This is a genomic window from Streptomyces sp. NPDC101234 (assembly GCF_044767525.1).
GTDB lineage: Bacteria > Actinomycetota > Actinomycetes > Streptomycetales > Streptomycetaceae > Streptomyces > Streptomyces sasae.
In genome coordinates this window covers 14,642-34,519 of record NZ_JBIWOA010000026.1, presented here as the reverse complement: position 1 = coordinate 34,519, position 19,878 = coordinate 14,642, and the positions used below count along the sequence as shown (strand labels likewise).

At 67.0% G+C, this 19,878-nt stretch carries 13 protein-coding genes; 7 read left to right on the top strand and 6 right to left on the bottom strand.

The window, feature by feature from the left end; genetic code table 11:
* Positions 1–233: 233 nt before the first annotated feature.
* Positions 234–7,241, top strand: coding sequence for an RHS repeat-associated core domain-containing protein (locus ACIRR9_RS37485; RefSeq protein WP_403761477.1), 7,008 nt, complete (start codon positions 234–236; stop codon positions 7,239–7,241).
* Entirely contained in the window at positions 7,238–7,558 is a 321-nt protein-coding gene (locus tag ACIRR9_RS37480) for a hypothetical protein (protein WP_403761474.1), read from the top strand. Before ACIRR9_RS37485 ends, ACIRR9_RS37480 begins: the two co-directional genes overlap by 4 nt.
* Positions 7,559–7,717: 159 nt before the next feature.
* Here the strand turns inward: ACIRR9_RS37480 and ACIRR9_RS37475 are convergent, their stop codons facing one another.
* On the bottom strand, positions 7,718–8,482 hold the full coding sequence (locus ACIRR9_RS37475; RefSeq protein WP_403761472.1) for a transposase family protein: 765 nt from the start codon (positions 8,480–8,482) through the stop codon (positions 7,718–7,720).
* Between the two features lie 143 nt (positions 8,483–8,625).
* Between ACIRR9_RS37475 and ACIRR9_RS37470 the strand changes: the two genes are divergently transcribed.
* The 3 genes from ACIRR9_RS37470 (at position 8,626) to ACIRR9_RS37460 (ending at position 10,290) form a co-directional block, all read left to right on the top strand.
* Positions 8,626–9,114 carry an HIT family protein gene (locus ACIRR9_RS37470; RefSeq protein ID WP_403761469.1) on the top strand — a complete coding sequence of 163 codons (489 nt, stop codon included), beginning with the start codon at positions 8,626–8,628 and terminating at the stop codon, positions 9,112–9,114.
* Positions 9,115–9,284: 170 nt separating this feature from the next.
* Positions 9,285–9,779 carry a DUF4265 domain-containing protein gene (locus ACIRR9_RS37465; protein WP_403761466.1) on the top strand — a complete coding sequence of 165 codons (495 nt, stop codon included), beginning with the start codon at positions 9,285–9,287 and terminating at the stop codon, positions 9,777–9,779.
* Positions 9,780–9,888: 109 nt separating this feature from the next.
* Complete coding sequence (locus ACIRR9_RS37460; RefSeq protein WP_403761464.1) at positions 9,889–10,290, top strand: hypothetical protein; 402 nt, start codon at positions 9,889–9,891, stop codon at positions 10,288–10,290.
* A gap of 19 nt (positions 10,291–10,309) precedes the next feature.
* Here the strand turns inward: ACIRR9_RS37460 and ACIRR9_RS37455 are convergent.
* Positions 10,310–11,118 (bottom strand): IS5 family transposase gene (locus ACIRR9_RS37455; protein ID WP_403761462.1). Its coding sequence is split into 2 segments (ribosomal slippage): positions 10,310–10,798 and positions 10,801–11,118, totalling 807 coding nucleotides; the frame shifts between segments, so codons are not numbered across the junction.
* 544 nt (positions 11,119–11,662) lie between these two features.
* Between ACIRR9_RS37455 and ACIRR9_RS37450 the strand changes: the two genes are divergently transcribed.
* Both ACIRR9_RS37450 and ACIRR9_RS37445 read left to right on the top strand, forming a co-directional pair.
* Positions 11,663–11,956 carry an SH3 domain-containing protein gene (locus ACIRR9_RS37450; RefSeq protein WP_403761459.1) on the top strand — a complete coding sequence of 98 codons (294 nt, stop codon included), beginning with the start codon at positions 11,663–11,665 and terminating at the stop codon, positions 11,954–11,956.
* A 631-nt stretch (positions 11,957–12,587) separates the two neighbouring features.
* The gene (locus ACIRR9_RS37445; protein ID WP_403761457.1) at positions 12,588–15,110 is read left to right on the top strand and encodes a hypothetical protein; all 2,523 of its coding nucleotides are present in this window, start codon (positions 12,588–12,590) and stop codon (positions 15,108–15,110) included.
* Positions 15,111–15,837: 727 nt separating this feature from the next.
* On the opposite strand, the gene ACIRR9_RS37440 is transcribed toward ACIRR9_RS37445, so the two are convergent.
* The 4 genes from ACIRR9_RS37440 to ACIRR9_RS37425 all read right to left on the bottom strand — a co-directional run bounded on the left by ACIRR9_RS37440 (position 15,838) and on the right by ACIRR9_RS37425 (position 19,862).
* Positions 15,838–16,716 carry a hypothetical protein gene (locus ACIRR9_RS37440; RefSeq protein WP_403761454.1) on the bottom strand — a complete coding sequence of 293 codons (879 nt, stop codon included), beginning with the start codon at positions 16,714–16,716 and terminating at the stop codon, positions 15,838–15,840.
* Between the two features lie 373 nt (positions 16,717–17,089).
* Positions 17,090–17,941, bottom strand: a complete 852-nt coding sequence (locus tag ACIRR9_RS37435; RefSeq protein ID WP_403761451.1) for an extensin — start codon at positions 17,939–17,941, stop codon at positions 17,090–17,092.
* A complete protein-coding gene (locus ACIRR9_RS37430; RefSeq protein ID WP_403761448.1) occupies positions 17,938–18,876 on the bottom strand; it encodes an NlpC/P60 family protein in 939 nt (312 codons plus the stop codon). Before ACIRR9_RS37430 ends, ACIRR9_RS37435 begins: the two co-directional genes overlap by 4 nt.
* The gene (locus ACIRR9_RS37425) at positions 18,873–19,862 is read right to left on the bottom strand and encodes a replication-relaxation family protein (protein ID WP_403761445.1); all 990 of its coding nucleotides are present in this window, start codon (positions 19,860–19,862) and stop codon (positions 18,873–18,875) included. Before ACIRR9_RS37425 ends, ACIRR9_RS37430 begins: the two co-directional genes overlap by 4 nt.
* Between the last annotated feature and the right edge of the window lie 16 nt (positions 19,863–19,878).

Here is a 19,878-nt window from a genome sequence, read left to right as displayed (position 1 = left end):
AAGTTTGTGGATCTTCTTGGGATGGTTTTTTTCTAACTCCTTATTCATTTGGATTGAACCTTCATGTACTTCTTTCCGTCAGGCGAACGATCACTGGTACGGCCATTGAGTCCAGGTGTGTTCGGTATTTCGGCATGTCGTCACGACGAGGGGGAGCCGTGTCCGGTAGACGCGTGCGCGGAAGCAGCGGAGCGGTAAGGGCGCGATACCGGCGCATGGCTGGGAGGCTCCTGATGGGATGGGCCGCGGTACTGGCCTGGTGCCTGTGCCTGAGCCTGGCCTTCGGTTCCACGGCCACGGCGCTGACGCTGTCCACCACGTCGGCTGCGGACCCGAAGGCGGATCTCGGCCGTTCAGTCACGGGGTTGAAGCCTGTTCCACACAAGCATGTGCGTCTGTCCACTGCCACCCGGCACACCGTCGTACCGACCCGGACGGCGTGGCCGGCCGCCAAGGCCGGCACCTTGAGACTCGCGGTGCCGAAGCACTCGGCGACTACCGGCTCCAAGGCCGTCGCAGCTGGAACACCGGTGTGGGCGCAGGCTGTAGCCCCCCGCAAGGGCACCTACGCCGGCCCGACGACGCTGGGGGTCTCGATCAAGTCGCGGTCGCTGTCCGCGCGACTGGGCGTATCCGGCCCGGTCTGGTCCCTCGCTGCCGCTTCGGGCGGCGAGGCCACCGCGTCTGGCTCGGGCCGGGTGAAAGTGGGCCTGGACTACGGTGCGTTCAGCCAGGCCGTCGGCGGCAACTACGCTTCCCGACTGCGTCTGGTGGAACTGCCTGCCTGCGCGCTGACCACCCCTCAACTCGCCAAGTGCCGCAAGCAGACGCCTCTGACGTCCCTCAACGACCCCAAGAAAACGGTTGTATCCGCAGAAGTCACACTGGGCGTTACCAGCTCGGTGAAGAACGCCGCCGCCATGGACAACCGCCGGACTGGGGTCGGGTCGGCGGCCTCGGCTGTCTACACCGGTTCCGTCTCCGAGTCGGCAACGGCGCAGACCGCTTCGACCTCCGGCGCGGCAAGTGTGATCGCGGCCACCGACTCGACCGGACAGGAGGGCGGAGCCGGGGGAAACTACGCGTCAACCCTGTCGTCCGCGGGCTCCTGGGGGCAGTCGGGGTCGTCGGGTGACTTCACCTACACCTACGAGGTGGAGTCACCGGCGGCCACGACGTCGCTGGCGCCGGATGCGTCGCTTTCCTACGACTCCGGCAGCGTGGACGGGAAGACGGCCAACACTCAGGCCCAGTCGTCCTGGGTGGGTGACGGCTGGACCACTCAGGACTCCTTCGTCGCGCAGGAGTTCACGCCCTGCTCCGACTCGCCCGAGGGCAGCGCCGGCTCGGTGACCACCTCGGACGAGTGCTACGACGGCCCGGTCCTGACGATGTCCCTCAACGGGTCGTCGACGTCGATCGTCTACGACAAGGACACGTCCACCTACAAGCTGTCCAGCGACAACGGTGCGACCGTGTCGAAGGTGACGGGCTCGTCGAACGGGTCCGGTACGTATGACACGTCGTACTGGGTGATCACAGAGCGGGACGGCAGTAAGTACTACTTCGGCCGCAACGAGCTGCCCGGCTGGGCATCCGGGAACGACACGACGAACTCGGTCGACTCCGAGCGCGTGTATGCCGCCCACTCCAGCGACCCCTGCTACAACTCCACGGCCACCAGCAGCTACTGCACCATGGCCTACAAGTGGCACCTGGACTACGTCACCACCGCCACCGGCGCGGCGATGGCGTACTACTACAAGCAGGACACCAACTACTACGGCGCCCACAACGGGGACTCCGAGGTCAAGTACGTCCGCGACTCCTACCTCGCGCACATCGACTACGGCTTCACCACCGCCACCGGCCCCTACGGCACCGTCCCCGACAAGATCGTCTACAACACGTCGGTGCGCTGCACCTCCACCAGCACCAACTGCGGCAGCGCGGAGACCTCCTCCAACGCCGCCTACTACCCGGACGTCCCCTACGACCTCGTCTGCGCATCCGGGGCCACCTGCAGCGCGTACGCGCCGTCGTTCTTCTCCACCGTCCGCCTGACCTCCATCACCACCCAGCAGTACTCGGTCTCCTCCAGCGCGTATGTCACCGTCGACTCCTACGCCCTGACCCAGACGGAGCCCTCCACCGGGGATGCGACCAGCGCGACGCTGTGGCTGTCTTCGGTCCAGCGCACCGGCTCGGACACCACGGCGGGCGGCTCGACCTCGTCGATCACCATGCCGGCGGTGAAGTTCACCGGCTCGGCACTGGAGAACCGGGTGAGCACCTCCACTTACCCGGGCCTCTTCCGCTACCGCATCACGGCGATCACCAACGAGCTCGGCGGGATCACCGGCGTTTCCTACACACTGCCGACCGCCTGCTCGACCTCGGCCACCCCCTCCTCGAACACCGCGTCGTGCCTGCCGGAGTACTGGACGCCCAGCGGCTACATCAGCCCGATGCTGGACTGGTTCAACAAGTACGCGGTGCAGGAGGTCCTGGAGACCGACACCACCGGCGGCTCGGCGATCAAGGAGACGGACTACTCCTACAGCGGTGCGGCCTGGCACTACGACGACGACGAGAACACCAAGGCGAAGTACCGCACCTACGGGCAGTGGCGCGGCTACCAGCAGGTGACCACCACCACAGGCAATGGTGCCGGTGACGCCCAGACCAAGCAGGTCGACTCCTACTACCAGGGCATGGACGGCGACTGGCTCTCGTCCACGAAGACCCGGAGTGTGCCGCTGACCGACTCCCAGGGCGGCAGCCACACCGACTCCCCGCAACTCGCCGGCCAGCTACTGGAGTCCACCTCCTACCTCGGCAACGGCGGAGGCGTCGACCACTCCACCATCACCTCGTACTGGATCTCCGCCGCCACCGCGACCCGTACCCGGTCCGGACTGCCAGACCTGACCGCCAACGCGACCGCCACCGCGGAGGAGTGGACCCGGCAGCGGCTGACCGACAAGGGCAGCACCACGAACTGGCGGTACAACGAGACCGACACCACCTACGACGCCACCCGTAGCGACGACGACTTCGGCCTGCCGACCTACACCTACACGCACACCGTGCCGGCCGACACCAACTACGACCGCTGCACCGCCACCACCTACGCCCCGGCCAACACCAGCGCCAACCTCGTCGGCCTCGTCTCCGGCACCGAAGAGGACTCGGTGGCCTGCTCCGGCTTCACCGAGGGAACCGTCACCTCCGTGCCTAGCGGGTTGAACACCCTGGGTGCCCCCGCCAGCGTCAATCGCCCGGACCAGGTCGTCTCCACCACCCGCACGTTCTACGACGACGCCACCTTCTCCACCACGTTCCCGCAGTCCGCCGCCCCGACCATGGGGCTGGTTACGATGACCCGCAAGGCCACCGACTACGGCTCAGGTGCCTTCACCTGGCGCACCACCGCGAAGAACGCTTACGACAGCACTTATCGCCGCCTGGCCAGCACCATCAACGGCAACGGCAACACCACCTCGACCAGCTACACGGTCAACTCCGCCTACCTCACCACCGGGCAGACCGTCACCGCGCCCACCGTGAGCGGCGTCGCCCACACCACCAGCTCGACACTGGACCCGGAGCGCGGGCTCACCCTCACGAGCACCGACGTCAACCATGTGGTTACCACTGTTCAGTACGACGCGTTGGGCCGGGCCACATCGGTGTGGAAGAACTCCCGCGCCACCACCTCGCTGGCGAACCTCGCCTACACCTACACCCTGTCCAGCAGTGCTCTCTCGGGTGTGGTCACCAACACCCTCAACGACAACAGCGGTTACCTCACCTCGGTCAGCATCGAGGACTCCCTCGGCCGCACCCGCCAGACCCAGACCTACACCCCCCAGGGCGGCCGTCTGATCAACGACACCCTGTACGACTCACGCGGCTGGAAGGCTAAGAAGAACACCAACTACTGGGACTCCACCACCACCCCCACGCTGGCCCTGGACTCGATACCCGACACCAGCGTCCCCATCCAGGACGTGTACACCTACGACGGGCTCGGCCGGCAGATCTACGACATCTCCGAGAAGAACGGCTCGATCGTCTCGACCAGCACCACGGTCTACAACGGCGATGCCACCACCGTCATCCCTCCCGCCGGCGGTGTCACCAAGACGACCAGCACCGATCCGCTCGGCCGGACCAGTGAGCTCGACGAGTACACCGCCGCGCCCACGCTGACCACGCCGCTGAACACCGCCACCGGGATCTTCTACCTCACGGGCGGCACCGCCAGTGCCACTACCTACGGCTACGACGGCCACAATCAGCAGTCCACCACCACCGACGTCAAGAACCAGGTGTGGACCAACACGTACGACCTGGCCGGTGAGGTGGTCTCCAAGACCGACCCCACGGCCGGCAAGACCTCAGCCATGACGTACGACGGGGACGGCAACCTGCTGCAGGCCCAGGACTCCCGCGGTCAGTACGTCTCCTACACTTACGACGCCCTCGACCGGAAGACCGGCCAGTACGCCGCAGCCACGGCCGACCAGGTTGCCTACGCTTCCACCGCATCGCCCGGCAACCAGACCGCATCCTGGGTCTACGACAACTCCAACACCGCCATCTCCGGCATGACCTACCCGGTCGGGCACGTCACCACAGCGACCTCCTACAGCGGCGGCTACGCCTATATCCAGCAGGCCGTCAACTTCAACGTCTTCGGGAAGTCCCTGGGCGAGGAGACCATCATCCCGCCCGCCGCGCAGGGCAGTGTCCTGGGCAAGACGTGGAAGATCACGCACTCCTACACGAGCGTGAACGGACTGCTGTGGACCGACGGCTACGCCCTCGGCGGCGGGCTGCCCGCCGAGGTCGTCACCCACGGCTACAACAACGACGACGAAGCAGACGGTCTGGCCACCACCGCCTACAGCTACGTGCAAGGCACCGCGTACAGCGCCTACAACCAGGTCGCCCAGGTCCAGCTGGGCTCCGCCAGCTCGTACGCTCTCGTCACCGACGGCTACGACGCACACACCGGGGAGCTGAACGACCAGCTCGTCACCCGCTCCACATCCACTCCTGCGAGCGTTGACGAGACTGCGTACAAGTACGACCTGTCCGGCAACATCACTCGCCAGACCGAGACCCGCTCCGGCTCCAGCAGCACGGCCGAGACCCAGTGCTACACCTACGACACCCTCGACCGCCTCACCACCGCCTGGACCGCCACCGACGCCTGCAGCGCGACGCCGTCCAGCAGTGACCACAGCACCGTCGGCGATGGGATCAGCGGCGGCACGTACTGGACCAGCTGGACCTACGACGAGATCGGTAACCGGCTCACCCAGACCCAGCACACCGTCTCCGGCTCCGGCAGCGACACCGTCACCAACAGCGTCTGGTCCGGCAAGCCCAACACCCTGACCGGCACCACCACCACGGGCGGCACCACCGGCTCGACCAGCTACAGCTACGACGACGCCGGCAACACCCATACCCGCAGCACCAGCACCGGCGACCAGACCCTCACCTGGAACAACGCCGAACAGCTGACCAACGTCTCCAACAGCACCACCGGCACCGCCACCAGCTACATCTACGACGCCGACGGCAGCCTGCTCCTGCAGGTCGACCCCAGCACGACCACCCTGTATCTCGGCAGCGAACAGATCACCCTGAACGACTCCGCCGGCACCGCCACCGGCGTGCGCTACTACACCGCCCCTGGCGGCGCCACCATCGTCCGCACCGGCACCGGCACCAGCTACGGCTTCGAACTCGCCGCAGACCAGCACGGCACCAACAGCCTCTCCCTCGACTACACCGCGCAGACCCCCACCTGGCGCCAGTTCGACCCCTACGGCAACTCCCGCGGCACCACCACCACCTGGGCCGACAACCGCACCTTCCTCAACAAGACCACCGACACCACCACCGGCCTCACCGACATCGGCGCCCGCGAATACGACCCCACCATCGGCCGCTTCATCAGCCTCGACCCCCTCTTCAACGCCACCAGCACACAGGAACTTGGCGGCTACACCTACGGTGGCGGCAACCCCATCTCCTTCTCTGACCCCAGCGGAGAGGGCCTCGCCTGCGGCAAGGAATACGGCATCAGCTGCGGCAACGGCAACGTCACCCACGCCGACGGCAGCCTGTCCAAGAACGGCAACCCCACCGGCGGCGGAGTCGACCCCGGATACGGCAAGCCGATCAGCAGCGGCACAACACACAAGAGTTCTACGGGCACCGCACATACGAGTTCCTCGACTGCCCAAGGCTGTGTTTACGCGATGGGCATGAATTACGGCTGCCAGGCTCAGACCGTCAGTAAAACAGTGATACCCAAGGTTGTGGATTGTGCCGCCGGCAATACTTTGTGCGGTGCACGAAACACTCTGTTCGCCTTCGCGATGCTATCGGGAATGATCGGCGGATCGATGGGCGACCTCGGCGCCATCTCAGGTCGCCTTGGTATGGAAGAGGAGATGTGCAGCTTTGCGCCGTCCACCCGCGTCCTGATGGCCGGCGGAAATACCAAGCCGATCAGCAAGATCAAGGTCGGCGACAAAGTCCAGGCCGCCAGTCCGAAGACCGGAAAACATCAAGGCTCCCGCACCGTCCAGCGCATATGGATCAACCACGACCACGACCTCCTCGACCTCAGCATCCGCACCAAGGACGGTCACACCGCAACCCTTCACACCACGGTCAACCACCCCTTTTGGGACGACACCACCCACAGCTGGGTGCCTGCGAACGGGGTCCGGCCCGGTGACGCCCTAGCCACAGCCACCAACGGCCACGTCAGCGTCGTGGCGTTCAAAACCACAGTCGGCGCCGCGAACCGCTGGAACCTCACGGTTCAGCAGCTCCACACGTACTATGTGCTGGCGGGGCAGACGCCGGTACTCGTTCACAATTGCGACACCGCCACTGTGGGCCGATGGATGTCGGAAGACGAGTATCAAGCGATGAGTGACACGGGGAAGGTGCAAGCGGGAAGTGGCGGTACTTCAACATACGTAGCGCATCCCGCTAACTCTGATGCCTACCGGAAGCAGGCTGCGCCAGGGTCGATATACGCGGAGTTCGATGTGCCGTGTTCCTGTCTGAAGCCTGCTGGTGAACCCGGGTGGGCCCAGATACCCGGTCCGCAGCATCCGATTTACGCGAAGCTCAATGCCAGGCGCGGCCTTCCGCCGCCAGAAATGCCTTCATTCGAGAACCTCAGGATTGTGGACAGAAAATGAATGAAGCCCTACCTGACCTGCTCAGGGCGAGAATCCATGAATCGGGTCCCCGTCTTGAAGGAGTAGGATTTACGCTTCAGGTATTCGATGCCACGGTGCGTACGGAGAAGAAATCCTTCGGGATCTATGTAGAGAAAGAGGGGAGGGGGTTCTACCTGACGGTCTGGAATTCGGGCGAGGTTCAGGTGTCGACTATCGACTACGAGGTCGACCCCTCTCCCTGCGAGAAGCACTTGTCCAACGTGCATGCCGACCAGTTGAGGACAGAGTTCGAGAAGCTAGTCGATTGGGTCTCTGGGAGCCGTGGCCAGAGTTGAAGCAGTTCGGTCTCGATCACAGCTGAGCATGTGATCGCATACGCGAAGCCCCGCCGGGATCGGCGGGGCTTCTGCGTGGTGGTGACGGCAGTAGTTGACGCTGAGGTTGAAAGGTCGGGGTGACTGGGTTAAGGGTGCTCCAGTGAGCCTTTGCCAACCTCAGTTTGAGCAGGTCAGGTGGAGGGTGAGGACGGCTTGGACGTGGCTGGTGATTCGGGTGGTGCTGCAGCGGAACTTCCGTAGCAGGCGCCAGGTCTTCGGGATCGCCATGGCCTGCTCGCCGAGGGCCCGGATGCGGGCGTGCGCGGCGTTGACCGCGCGTTGGCCTGCCGAGAGCCGGTCCCACCGGCCGCGGAAGGGCACCCGCACAGTGCCGCCCGCGCCCTGGTAGCCCTTGTCCGCCCAGCAGGTCAGGCCCGCCTCGGTGAGGGCGCCGATGATTCCGTGGGTTCGGGCGGCCTTGATGTCATGCACGGCGCCGGGCAGGGCGGGCGAGGCCCACAGCAGCTTCCCGTGTGGATCGGCGATGACCTGCACGTTCATGCTGTGCTTCTTGTGTTTACCGGAATAGAAAGGCCGGTCGGCGGCGATCCGGTCGATCGGCAGCAGCGTCCCGTCCAGGATCACGAACGCCTTTGCCGAGGCAGCCCTCACCGCTGTGGCGAGGTCGGGCGCCCGCACCGCGAGCAGTGCGACGGCTTCCGTGATGTACCGGTACACCGTGCTCACGCCCACCTCGAACCCGGCCGCGAGCTGCGCGTAGGTGTGCCCCAGGCGCAGGTGTGCCAGCACCAGGAGCGCCTGGCGGCCAGCGGACAGCCGGCGCCACCGAGTCCCACGCGCCGCCCGATGCGCGGCCAACTGGTCGGTCAGGAACCGCAGGTGCCGGGTGGACAGGTCGAGGGCAGACGGGTAGACAAGCACATGAAGCTCCTGGCGGCACGGGCGATCTTGGTCGTGAACCCGTCTACCAGGAGCTTCATCGCGTGCGTAGTCCAACCGGTGTATTCATCAGCCGAGTTGGCCGACGGCCCTCATCGCTGCCAGCTCTGTATAGGCTGTTGGGCGTGGATGTAACGGGGTGTCTTGGGTGTGACCTTCTGACCGGGCGCCGGGAGTTGCCCGGGGGCGTCCTGCACGAGACCGCTGCCTGGGTGGTGAACCACGTCGTCGGCCCGATGAATCTCGGCACCTTGATTGTCGGCCCGCGGGACCACGTCGTGGCCATCGCCGAACTCGACGACACGGCAGCGGCGGAACTCGGCCCGCTGCTGCGCGAAACCGCTCGTGTCGTGGAGACGCTGTGCCAGCCCGAGCAGACCTACGTCTGCATGTGGTCGCACGGCCGCGACGCGCGCAAGCACCTGCACATCGCGGTCCAGCCGGTGACCGCTGAGGTGCGGGCCCGCTACGGCGGGTTGCGCTCCGAGCAGCTCCAGGCCCGGATGCTGGCTGACGGTGACAAGCCGGACATCACGGAGGTCGAGCAGTTCTGCCAGCGGGCTCGCGAGCTGTTCCGGTCGATCGCCGACAGCAGCACCGAACACCGCAGCTGATCACCGCGCCCTCAATGTGAGGTTGGAAAAGGCTCAGTGGCCTCCTTCTTGGTGGCCAGCCAATATGAAGGCGACCGTGTCAAACCCTAGAGTAATTCCGTAGACCAAATGCGGCGAGCCACGATGTGGTTCGCCGCAGATCCATTTCTGAATTAGCAGTGGAGGATGTCTTGCAGGTCGCGATTGATGGAGTGACGTACGTCAGTCACGAAACTCCTGCATGGAGAGGTGAAAGCCACTTCATGGCCATGGTGAATTTGGCTCCGTTCGACCTTGAAGGAATGCTTGAGCAGCTTTGGCTTCGGGAACTCAATGAAGGGGATAGTTATGAGGTCTGTTGTATTCCTTTCTATGCATACGGTCTAGCGTTGGGCGATGTGGTCGGGAAAACCGATGTCGTTGACCGCTTGATCAGGAATTCTGGCCGCCGTGTCCTGAGAGTGCTCTTCGCCGAACCTCGACCTCGGGAGGATAGTCGATCAGCCCTCCAGGAGGCAGTGGAATCCGCGGGGCTCTTGAGCGAGTGGAATGGGGATCGCCATGTCGCGATCGACGTACCAGAGATTTCGGTGATGCAGCCGATTTTCGATTCCGTTCAAGGTGAAATTCAGGATCGAACAGCCTTCTGGGAATGGAGTGACTCGAAGGAGTTCCGGACTGCCTAAGAGCTCGTAACACGATCATGCGCCCCAGTCCCCGTAGTCGTGTCGTGATGGAGCGTGGGAACGTGCCCCTGGATCGTGGGCGATGACCTGTGTGGGGAAGAGTGGCTGGATGAGCGTGGTGTGGGCGGCGACGTCGCCGGAATCGGGACTGTTCCATCCGGTTGAGAGACGTTCAGAGATGGGAGATCTGTCGGACCGCTTCAACGACCTGCGTTCCCGTGGCCAGGGGTACGTCGAGGTTCGGTTGCCGAACAGGGAGTTCCCGGTGCTGACCCTGGCCTTCCGAGATGATCATGCGGTCGTCCATCTGGTGAGTGACACCGAGCGGGTGTCTCTGCTCATGGGCGATGGGACCGTGCCCTCGGGCGCCGAGGTCGAAGTCCCGATCATCGACGACCTCGCCGCGTTCACGGGCGACTTTGTCCTGGATGTCGACCGGGCGTGGAATCTGGTGCACGACTTCACCCAGACGTCGGCGGACCACCCTCTGGGTGAGTGGTGTGAGGTGTAGCCGAAAGCTCGTGCCGTGATCATGATCGATGCTTCTTCAGGCGCCTCCAGCAGATGAGGCTGCAGGCCAACGACACGAAGGCGTCGTGAAGTTCGGTTCGGCGTTCCCAGCGGACGGCGAGACGCTTGAACTGATGGAGCAGGGCGAAGGTCTGTTCCACGACGTAACGGAGCTTGCCCAGGCCCTTGATGTTCGGGGCACTCCTGCGGGAGATGACCGGCAGGATCCGGCGCCTGCGCAGCTCCTCGCGGTGGGGGTTGGAGTCGTAGCCCTTGTCACCGAGCAGTGAGTCGGGGCGGCGGCGTGGCCGGCCGGGACGTCCGGCCACAGGCGGGATGCCGTCGATGAGAGCGAGGGTCTGGGCGACGTCGTTGACGTTGGCCGCGGTGGTGATGACCTTGAGCGGGGTGCCGCGTCCGTCGCAGATCAAGTGGTGCTTGCTGCCCGTCTTCCGCCGGTCGACCGGTGACGGACCGGTGTCGGCTCCCCTTTTTTCGCACGGATGTGGGAGCCGTCCACGCACGCGCGGGACCAGTCGAGTTGTCCGGCCGCGTTCAGCTCGGCAAGCAAAATGCGGTGCAACTGGTCGAAGACGCCAGCCTGCTGCCAGCGATCCAACCGTCGCCAGCAGGTCTGCCCCGAGCCGAACCCGAGCTCCTGCGGCAGGAGTTGCCAGGCTATGTCGTTGTGCAGGACGTACAGGATGCCCTGCAGGCACAGCCGGTCCGTCACCGGCCGCGGCCCCGGCGACTTCTCCGGCCAGGGCGGCAGCAACGGCTCGATCAGCGCCCACAAGTCGTCGTCCACGATCCACGGCCGGGTACTCACGCCATCCCGAACGGCCGAATCGTCACATCGGTCACGCCCGACGAGGGCACTTCAACAAGATCCTGTTACGAGCTCTAAAGGCTCCTCACCTTGATCTTGCAGTGCGTCGGTTCGGCCCGGCTCTGGGGCTGGGCCCAGGGGATAGCTGGTGCGATACCCCCGCAGAGGGCAACCAAGCCCAGGAGGCCGCCAAACGGCGGGACGCAGATGATTGCGGACGAGAGACGGGGGCATCTCCTACTCCTTCTCCTTTGGTCAATCTCGGCGCAAGGTGCCTCTGGGCTTCGTGGTCTGGAACGGGCAGGTGGGGACCCGAAGGCCTCGCCGGGTGCCTCCGACAACGACTGGCGCGTTCACGAAGAGGTGCCGCTTCACCTGAATTGGCGGAGTATGTGGCTAAATGGGTCAAAGTGGGCGATGGGTGTGTGGCAGGAGCAGCAGTCTTCAGGTCGACGCCGCTGAACCCGCAGATGAGGAGCGCTCGTTGCCCCGTCGTCACGTCTCGCTGCTCACGACGAGCATGCTCGTTGTCCCGCTACTCGCGATGTCAGCTCCTGTACTGGCCGCCGAGCCAGTGGACGTCTCGGCTGTATCGGTGGCCCTCAAGCAGGACTTCTGCCGCATCACCGGGACTTCGGCGACGGTGCGCGTCAAGCCACGCAAGTCCGCGAAGGCGCTCGGCACTGCGTACAAGGGAGACACCTGCACCGCGCACGGCTGGGCGGAGGGCGAGGGTGCATGGGTGAAGGTCACGATGAAGCGCACTGGCGTCGTCGGGTACGTGCACTCGTCCCTGGTGGCATGGGGCAAGGAGTCGCTGACGGCCACCGGGGGATGACCGGTCCTGCGGCCTGGTGTTCCGTGCCAGGTCGCGGACCGCCGGTTACGCGCGCCGGTCCCTTGTGATGCCTCGTGTCCCGTTTCACTGATGGTTGAGCGTTCTCACCGAACTCTGACTACCTTGCAGGCCTACTGAGCCAGGAGTTCCGCGCAGGTCGGAGTTGCTCACCATCGACGGCCCGCAGGTCAGATCGCATAGCCCGGCTTGCCGGCGGCCACCGCTCCGTTGCCATCGTGCATTACCTCAAGTCGACCTGTGGTCGGCACGATTGGTTGCCAGTTCACCTGATCTAACGAACTCCGCAGTCCTGGTTCGGTAATGCGCGGGAGCCGGTGGCAGATTCCGTGGTGCACGTCGGTGGCGCATCACCGGCGTCCGCCTCATGCCGCCGTCGGCGGAGCAGGAGCAAGCTGCGAGACGTCCAGACGCCACCGAGGCGTTGTTGGGGCTGATCGTCCTTCGGGCGTTGGCAGGTGGGCCGTACGGGGCGAGGACCGCCGCACTCCCTGCTGCAGGGTGTTGGCCTGTTCCTCGTCGGCACGAGGCTTCGGCGCTCGGGCGCGTGACACGCTCCCGAGAGACGGGAGCTTCTGTGCTCCCCCGGCACGCCGGGTGGAAGGACAACACCATGGTCGCGAAACGACCTGACGGCATTTTCCCGCGCATCGGCACCGATACCTACGGCCGGTACCTCGCGGACGCCATCGAGAACACCTGCGCGGAACTCGGGGTCGTACCCCCTCCCCGGCAGGCGATCACCGAGGGGCTGGCCACCGCCCTCCCGGACACCGAGATCAAGGGCCTTATCGCCAGCCGGAACAACAAGAAGGTGCTCAAGCCCACGGCCTACCGTCTCGTACAGGCCGGCGACGAGCAGGTACTCCTGCTGATGTGTGACGTCCATGGTGCTGCGGTGGTCCCATGGGACCTCAACGACCGCACCGTCAGCTGCTGGTCGCCGCCCGTTGCTGAGGCCAGCCAGCGCGTCAAGGACCTCATCGCCGCCGAGCTGGCGCTGCACGAAGCCAGGAAGACCGCGAAGACCGCTGAGAAGGAGCGGGAAAGCTGCCGCCGCGCGGCCGGTGACGACCCCTACGCCGCGCAGGCCCTGGCGGCAGCCACGCAGAAACACGAGGACGCTGACCGCCGCGTGGGGGAACTCGAAGGCGAGCGCCAGGCCCTCCTCGCCGCCCTCGGTGGCCGACGGCCGCGTCCTGTGGTCCGGGCAGCGGAGGAGGACGGGGAGCCGAAGGCGGCGCTCACTCTCGCCGAGCAGCCGTACGACGTGGCCGTCCACATGCAGCGGTACGCCGCCGAGAATCTGGAGCGCGCCGGGAAGACCCGCGGCTACGACCTGGCCGAGTCCCTCGTGGACGCGGGCCAGCTCTCCAAGGGCATGAACGTCCTGCAGCAGTGGCAGATCACCCGCCCCGACGGCACGGTGTCGAAGCTGTGGCGGCTGGCCGCCGTGACCGGGAACAACCGTGCCCTGGCCCGTCTCAACATCTTCCGTGTGCGTCCGGAACACCTGGTCACGGGGATGCCCCAGTCCCTCCTGCCCATGCCGAAAGGCAAGAAGGCTGATCCCGAGCTGCTGCTGCTGAGCCAGCGGGAGATCCTGAACCGGCTCTCCGACCGGCTCAACGAGGCCGCCTCCAAGCCGGAGACGGAGGCGACCGACCCGTCGGTCCGGGCCGGAAAGATCGCCACGGTCTCCGCGGAGATTGTGATCGGCTGCACCAAGCCAGCGGCGCTCGAACACGTCCTGCGGACGCTGAACGTCAACGACCACCTGCGCGGCATCCAGCCCTACGACGAGGATGCACGCCTGATCGCCCTGTTCGCGACGCTCGTGGACGCATACGCCAGGGAATTGCTCCTCGCGGACGCGCTCGCCGAGGCGTTTCCCGACGCGCGCGGTACGGACCTCCTCGACCTGGTCGGGGTGCGCGACGCGCTGACCGCCAACGGACCGCTCAACCCGTTGGCGCCGCTCGTGCCCGCGGGCGACGACGTCTCCCCGGCCGTACTCCGCGACATCGCGGTGCGCGCCATCACAGCGCTCGTGTTCCCCGAGATCCCGCCCGAGGCCCCGAAGCAGACGAACGCGCGCACCGTCCGCGACACAGGGCGCTACTGGCCGATCGTCAGGGGAACGCTGCAGGAGCCCGCTTGGAGCCAGACCAGGGCGAAGACAGCAGAGGCACGCACCCGCCTGTGGTCCGCCGCCATCGCCCAACTGTTCCTGCACCGGGGTAACATCCTCTCCGCCCTCGGTTTCTTCGGCGTCCCCGAGACCGCGAAGGGCGCGGGGCAGGACCCGCGGTCACTCAAGGTGCTCCTCCTTGGGGCAGAGGCCGGCGACGCGACCGCCTGGGCCGCCCTCGCCCAGCGCATGGCACCGGCGCTGATCCACGCTCCGCAGCCGTTCATCACCGCTGGTCAGGGCAGCGAGGCGGGCGACGGCCGCAAGGGTGTGCGGCGCACCCCCAAGAGCGCCCTCGCCGCCCTCACTCTGGCGTACACGGCAACCAGCGCGCCGAGCGTCAGCCGGGCGCTTCTCCTCGCGTTCGCGAAGGCCGTGCTGGAGCACCCGGACGCAACACAGCCGCCCGAGGCGGAAGACGGTAAGCCTCTGATCTGTTACGGCGAGCAGCACTGGGTCGAGGGCCGGACGCCGATCACCGCGGGGATGGTGATCGCACCTGACAGCGAGGGCCGGCCCACCCACTACGTCGCCGACAAGGCATGGTTCGACGAGACCTTCCCCGTGGAACTCGGTCGCCCGGCCCCAGGCAGCCCCGGAAGCACCACTACATCCCCCACGGCCGGAACCAGCACGAATCCCACTGCCACCACCGTGCACGGCGCTCCGCCTACCGACCCGCACGACCAGCTGGTCACGCTGCGCCGGGAGCTGCCCGCCCGTGTGGAACTCGTCGAGGGCGGCTACCAGCACGCCGTGGACTCCGCCTACACCCTGATGACGGATTTCGAGGAGGCGCACCGCCTGCGAGTCCAGCTCGGAGAAGACGCGCTCCCGGCCGAGCAGCGGATCGAGTGGATGGAGAAACTAACGAAAGTGCGGGCCGCGGCCCAGGCCAGCGTGACGACGCTCGAACAGGTGGAAGCGCTGATCCTGCAGGTCTGACCGGCGCGTTAGAACCCGGGTCCTCGTGTACGGGCGGGCTTCTCAGGACAGTCGAGGAGCCCGCCTCCCGTCTTCACCAGAGTGGTGCCTCGGCGGGGCACGCGATTGGTTCAGCAATGTGCCGAGAGCGGGCAGACCGACCGAGGCGGCACGCACGCTCCAGGCGCGGGCGATGGGGCCGTCTCGCAAGCGTGGCGGTCAAAGTCCGGTGAGAACGCTCAACCTTCGGTGGGAAGGAACATCTCGCTCCGGGGGGTGAAACGCGCAGCACAGCAGTGTGCTCATCTGCTCCTGTGACGTCTTCGACGGGGTCGCAGAAGCTGCTCAGGGAGTCGTGATCGCGGAGTTTCGGCATCCGGACGGATTTCTTGAGCGCCGCCCGGAGCGCTGATCAGTGCTCCGGGCGGCAGTGCAGAAGTCAGGTGAACGGGCGGCCTAGAAAGGCACCGCGCCCGAGCGGTCGCACCGGTCGTGAGATTCGCGTGCAAGGTGCGGGCCAACTCGTACGCCGTGCGCGCGCAGGTGCCGCGTGCGGATTTGGCGGGTCCAGTACGCCGCGTATACGGCGATGCCCGCCGACATCACAGCCAGGAACGCGCTCAGCCACTCCGCCACTGAATCCCCCTCCCGTCCGCGCCGCGGTCCGCTTGTATGGAAGGATCGCACGGCAACCGGGCTGGTTCCCAACCCCCGTGGGAACCAGCCCGGTTAGCTTTCCGCCGGTGGACTACGCGTTGGCCTGCGGTGTTGCCAGTCGGTAGGCGCGCGGTCGGTTGCTCACCTGTTCCGCGATGTTCTGCTTGACCAGCTTGTCCAGGGCGTTGGCGATGGCGCCGGAAGACTTCTCGATGGCGCGGCTGATGCCCGTGGCGGTGAATGCCTCGCCGGGGTGCGCCGACAGGTGGTCGATGACCATCTGTCGTAGTGCTCCGGGGGCGAGCCGCTTCCTCGCATCCGGCAGAGCGTTCGTTTCCGCCTGAGTTACCGGCGGCTGGTCGGGGTCGGTCTCCGGGGCGACGGGGGCCTCCTCGGTGTCCGCGCTGTGGTTGTCCTGGGCGGCATGCGAGCCTTTGTCTCCGCTGGCGCCGTCATGGCTCCGCTCGGCATCCAAATCCGATGCCGGAGTGTCCGGCGTTACGTCGGCTGCCGTCACGTTGTCGGTGTCCGGCGTGTCGGAGGTGTTCGGCGTGGCCTCGTCGGCGGAGACGTTGTCGCTTTGTTTGTTGTCGGCGCTCGGCTCCGGGGTGTTGGAGGTGGAGTCGGTCGGCTCGGCGGTCACGGGTTCCTGGCCGGTTTCGGTGTCCGTAGCGGTGTTCTCCCCGGTGGGTGCGGTGCGCCAGCGGTCGGGGGTGCGGCGGGGGCCGTCGTGGCCGCTGGGGGTGCGGGTGGCCAGGGCGTGTTCTTCCAGGGTGACCAGGGCCTTGCCGGTGGTGGAGCGGCCCAGGCCTGCGGCGAGGGCGAGTTCGGCGGCCGTGGCCGTGTCGTCGTCGGTGAGTTTGACCAGTTCGGCGTAGATGGCGGCGGGTGCGCCGGTCAGGCCGGCGAGCGGTTCGGGGTTGGGCACGGCGTGCAGGGTGCGGGTGGTGTCGGTCGTGGTGTCGGACATGGGGGAACCTCGTTTCCGTCGGATGTCGGGTGGGAGAGGTCCCCGGCCGGGGGTGCGGACCGTGCAGATGCGGTGCCGCGGGTGTTCGCCGGGCGCGTGCGCATCGCGGGTTTCCCGGGTGAACATGGCTGTGGCGTTGGCGGGTTCACGGATCGTCCGTGGGTCCGCTGGGTGCGTCGGCCACGACCATGGACGCTCCGCTCCGCCGGGAAGTCAAGCGGGCCGATCGTTTCCCGATCGGGCCAGCTCAGAGCGGTGGTACGACCGTTCGACGCGTGCGGTGTGGCAGTGGTGCGCTGATCGGTGAGCGGGGCCTGAGCGTTCTGTGGACCGGATCCGATCAGTCCCGGGGCGATCGGATCCGGTCGGCGGTTCAGTTGATCGACAGCGACGGGTTGCCGTCCCGGGCCAGGAGCTGTTCGCGGATTCGGCGGGCGCGCCGTGGGCCGATGCGTAGACCGGTGCGTAGGCGCCAGATGCTGACCGGGTTTCCGGTGGCGGCGCGGGCTGCCTCATGGAGGGTGATGGCGCGTTGCCACACGTCGGTGTCTGAGGCCGTGTCGTCGGCCGGTGGCGGATCGGGCGCCGGCGGGGTGTGACGGGCCGTGTCGTCGCCCGTGCGGGCATGGCTGTGGCCAACGACGGTGCTGGTGGGGGTACTGATCGAGCTGGGTTCGGGGCCGGTTCGGCCCGTTGGGAGCGAGGCGGTCGGCGGGGCGGGATGGCTGGTGCCGTGATCGGTGCGCTGAGGGTGGTGCGGGGGAGGATCTGTCGCTGCGATCTGGTCCAGGAGGTCGGTGACGGTTCGGCGGTAGGCGGCGATCGTTTCCGTGAGGGCGATCAGGAGTAGGGCGGGGGTGAGGTGGAGGAGGACGGCTGCTGGGTCGGCGTGGTGTGGCCAGCCGATCTGTCCGTCGGGCCACAGGCTCTGCCAGGAGTTCATGAGGGCGGCAGTGGAGCCGGTGCTCCAGCGCAGTGTGGTGGACCAGGCCGGCGGGCTGATTCCCCAGGAGGCCAGGTGTGCGTCGACGTACAGGACGCCGGCGAGTGCGGTGCCGATCATCGGGTCGAGGAGGATGGCGATGGGTAGGGGGACGTCCCGGCTGGTGGCGAATCGGGTGACGTTGACCGTGGTGAAGGCCAGGGTGAGGACTCCGACCGCGCACAGCACCCAGGTCATCGTTCGCAACAGGCCGATCGCCTCGCGGGCCGGGATGCGTGTCACCGGGTGCTGTTTCCTCGTAGCGAGGGTCTTGTCGCGCCTTGGAAGGATGGAAAGTCGGTGCGGTCGGGGCCTTGGCGCACGACGGCTCCAGGGTGTGGGGCGTCGATGGCCTGGCCGCCTCCGATGTAGAGCGAGACGTGGGTGATGGTGCTGGGGCTGGTGCCGAAGAAGAGCAGGTCGCCTGGTGCCGGTTGGGTGCCTTTGGGGAGGTGGGGGCCTGCGTCGTACTGGTCCTGGGCGACGCGGGGGATGCTGATTCCTGCGGCGTGGTAGGCGGCCTGGGTCAGGCCGGAGCAGTCGAAGCCGCCCTCGGCAGGGCCGTCGCCGCCCCATACGTACGGGGTGCCGAGCTGGGCGCGGGCGAAGGCGACGGCGGTGGATGCAGCCTTCGTCGGGGCGGGTGCAGCGGCTGCGTAGTTGTCGGCGATCTTGAGGACCCGGTTCACGTAGGCGTCGTCGTGGTTGTAGTGCCAGATGGCGCGGCGCAGGTTTTCACCGTTCTTCGCGCCGTTGGCGCACAGGAGTCGGGCTGCGGCGTAGGCGGCGTCGACCGGGTCCCACGGTGTGGGCGGGTTCTTTCCGCCAGGCGGTACGGGGTAGGCGTACGACGTGAAGGTGGACGGGAGGAACTGCATCGGTCCTACCGCGCCCGCCGTGGAGATCATGGTGGGGTTGCGTGCGTGGTCGGTCTCGACCTTGCCGATCGCAGCGAGGACCGTCCAGGGCAGGCCCGGGCATTCGGGGGCGGCGCGTTGGTAGAGGGCGAGCATGTAGGAGGGAATGTCCGCCAGTGCCTGTTTGCTCGGCAAGGCGGCTGCGCTGCCGCCGGAGAACGGTCCGCCCGGCAGCGCGGCGATGGAGAGGGCGGCCAGCATCGGCAGGGCGAGGACCGCGCAGCCGATGCCTCCGGTGGCCTTGGCGAACAGGGAGCTCATGCTTCCGCCTCGGGCGGTGGCGGGAGCGGGGGGACGGGGAGGGTGAGGGCGGTGTCGGCGTCGGTGGGTTCCAGATCGGAAGCCGGAGCGAGCCGGGACCAGCGGGTGGCGAGGCTGGTGAGGGTGGTGCGGCGGGTGTCTCCGGGGCCGAGGGGGCTCCACCAGGGGCCCCATGGGCTGGTTGTGGTGAAGTCTGCGGACGATGTTGCGATGTACAGGCCCAGTTCCCGCGCGGGGGTGGCGAGGCGGTGGCGGATCGCCTGGTCGCGGGAAGCGGTGCGGGTGTGGATGAGCAGGGCCGGCCGGGTGCTTGTGGCGTTGGCGAAGGTGGCATAGCCGGTGAGTTTGGCCTCGACGCGGGGCAGGGGTTGGCTGCCGGTGTCGTATTCGAGGAAGAACGGCAGGACTTGGTCGCCGTCGTGCCAGTGGGCGTAGGCGTCGGGGCGGACGATGTCGCCCCAGCGGCGGGAGCAGGAACGTTCGGACAGCCAGAGGGGCAGGCCGGTTGCGGGGGCGGTGCGCCCGTGGGCGGCGAGGTGGGTGAGGAGTTCGTTGACGCCGAGGTCGTGCCCGAGGGAGGGGGAGTAGGCGATACGGCCGGTGTGACTGGGGCGCCAGCCGAGGTCGGCGAAGTCGCAGCCGGCGTGGGCGGCGAGTACGGCGGCGCCGACGGGGCCCAGGGTGTAGTGCTCGGGGGCGGAGCCGGTCTGGGTCAGGGGGCGGAACGAGTCGAGGACGGCGTGCCGGTGCAGGGTGCGCAGGCGGCGCTGGGCGGAGCGGAGTGAGCTGTAGGCGAGGTTCGCGATCTGGTGAGTGGTCAGGACGCGGTGTTCGTGGACCATCCGGGCCAACCACAGGTCCCGGGCCGTCAGGATGCGGGACAACGCGGCGACGTCCGTGTGCCGCGCGGGGCGTGGACGGGTTGTGGAAGCGCGGGCGGTGTAGCGGGAGCCGGGGCCGACGGCGGGGCGGGGGAGTGCGGGCATGACGGGGCACCACCAG

What these genes read in the sequence shown, in the direction of transcription:
- ACIRR9_RS37485 (WP_403761477.1), top strand. Translation starts at nt 234, where the DNA reads ATGGGATGGGCCGCGGTACTGGCCTGGTGCCTGTGCCTGAGCCTGGCC.
- ACIRR9_RS37480 (WP_403761474.1), top strand. Translation starts at nt 7,238, where the DNA reads ATGAATGAAGCCCTACCTGACCTGCTCAGGGCGAGAATCCATGAATCG.
- ACIRR9_RS37460 (WP_403761464.1), top strand. Translation starts at nt 9,889, where the DNA reads ATGAGCGTGGTGTGGGCGGCGACGTCGCCGGAATCGGGACTGTTCCAT.
- ACIRR9_RS37450 (WP_403761459.1), top strand. Translation starts at nt 11,663, where the DNA reads ATGTCAGCTCCTGTACTGGCCGCCGAGCCAGTGGACGTCTCGGCTGTA.
- ACIRR9_RS37445 (WP_403761457.1), top strand. Translation starts at nt 12,588, where the DNA reads ATGGTCGCGAAACGACCTGACGGCATTTTCCCGCGCATCGGCACCGAT.
- ACIRR9_RS37440 (WP_403761454.1), bottom strand. Translation starts at nt 16,716, where the DNA reads ATGTCCGACACCACGACCGACACCACCCGCACCCTGCACGCCGTGCCC.
- ACIRR9_RS37430 (WP_403761448.1), bottom strand. Translation starts at nt 18,876, where the DNA reads ATGAGCTCCCTGTTCGCCAAGGCCACCGGAGGCATCGGCTGCGCGGTC.
- ACIRR9_RS37425 (WP_403761445.1), bottom strand. Translation starts at nt 19,862, where the DNA reads ATGCCCGCACTCCCCCGCCCCGCCGTCGGCCCCGGCTCCCGCTACACC.